Source organism: Oleiphilus sp. HI0123, assembly GCF_001635315.1.
In genome coordinates, this window is sequence record NZ_LWGE01001058.1 from 1 (window position 1) to 1426 (window position 1426).

3 protein-coding genes are annotated in these 1426 nt (G+C 42.4%); all 3 read left to right on the forward strand.

All coding sequences use genetic code 11. From position 1 onward, the window contains the following. Window positions 1-245 (forward strand): pantetheine-phosphate adenylyltransferase (locus A3761_RS09700; protein ID WP_369808213.1); only part of this gene is annotated, 245 nt, incomplete at its 5' end. A 59-nt stretch (window positions 246-304) separates the two neighbouring features. After that, window positions 305-550 (forward strand): YfhL family 4Fe-4S dicluster ferredoxin, encoded by a 246-nt coding sequence (locus A3761_RS09705; RefSeq protein ID WP_068514535.1) that lies wholly within the window; start codon window positions 305-307, stop codon window positions 548-550. A gap of 211 nt (window positions 551-761) precedes the next feature. Then, window positions 762-1316, forward strand: a complete 555-nt coding sequence (locus A3761_RS09710; RefSeq protein ID WP_068514531.1) for a hypothetical protein — start codon at window positions 762-764, stop codon at window positions 1314-1316. Window positions 1317-1426: the final 110 nt, after the last annotated feature.

A 1426-nucleotide genomic window follows, 5' to 3' on the forward strand; every position in this document is an offset into this window, starting at 1 on the left:
TTGTAAAAGAGCACAAGGTCAACGTTATTCTACGCGGTTTACGTGCTGTTTCAGACTTTGAATTCGAATTTCAACTAGCGGATATGAATCGGCGCTTGATTCCTGAAGCAGAAAGCTTGTTTCTTACTCCTGACAACCACCTCTCTTATATCTCTTCCACTTTAATTAGGGAAATTGCCTCTTTGGGCGGTGATGTTTCAGAGTTTGTAGCGCCAGCCGTCATTAAGGCCTTAGAAGAGCGATAGCAGGATAGTATTTTGACCTTTAACCCCACTTTTATCAGATCATAGCAGAGGTATTTTTCATGGCATTAATGATCACAGATGACTGTATAAATTGCGACGTGTGCGAGCCTGAGTGTCCCAATGAAGCCATCGCACCCGGTGAAGATATATATATTATTGACCCGAGCAAGTGCACCGAGTGTGTCGGCCATTACGACGAACCACAATGTGTCGAAGTATGCCCTGTAGACTGCATTCCCAAAGACCCTGATCACAAGGAAAGTGAAGCAGAATTAATGGATAAGTACGAAAAGTTAACAGGCTAATAGAACTTATAGCGCTAACTATCTAAGTTAATTAGTAATATTCGTATTAATATCACAATTAATCACATTCCTTTGGTAGGTACTTCAGATAGTTTTGGTCTACACTAAAACTATCTGGGCTCACCGGGGTTCGCATAACTTCTGTTCGATTTAGCATGACTACATGCACACCTCCCGAGCTCATCATCAAATTCGCGACGTAGGATAGACCATGGCCAAGAAAGATGAAGTGGAGCACGAGCCACTCACTGAAAAGCAACGAATTACTGCTCTGGAAGAGAGTGTCGGGACGAACAAAATAGTACTACTGGTTGTCGCACTCTTACTAATCGTGATTATTTCTGTTTCGATTACAGTAATAACGATCACCGTCTTCGGAGATGAAGAAGAAGAGTCCGTCAACCTTGAAGTCGTTGAAGAGCTACAGCTACAAATCTCGGAATTGACCAGCCAAAACGAAGCTCAAACTCAACAAATAAAGAGCCTTAAGAAAATATTACCCGTTATCCAGGATCAACTGGGCAATACAAGCAACCTTAAATTGCTTAACGTGGTGATGGAACAAGAAAAAGGTAATCAAGAATTTCTAGAAGCCTTACGTACCGGCATGTATGACCTGGCTCACATGCTACCTGGCTCACGTACCTGGCTCGAAGTTTACGGCGAAAAAGTTGATTTAGCCGAAGCTCATAGCAAAGACAGAGAAAAAGACCTCAAAAGGATTCTAATTCAAAGCGACTCTCAAGATGAAGAGGATCTTTGGTAGCTGCTCATTTAGAACTACCGCTTCTCATCTTTTTCTTGAGCAACATCTGGCCCCATAATGATTGCGATCCAGCGGGTCTCGTCACTGCTTTCAAAGGCAATTTTTAACAG

Bases quoted from the DNA above. Each gene is read 5' to 3' on its own strand.
- A3761_RS09705 (WP_068514535.1), top strand. From the start codon at position 305: ATGGCATTAATGATCACAGATGACTGTATAAATTGCGACGTGTGCGAG.
- A3761_RS09710 (WP_068514531.1), top strand. From the start codon at position 762: ATGGCCAAGAAAGATGAAGTGGAGCACGAGCCACTCACTGAAAAGCAA.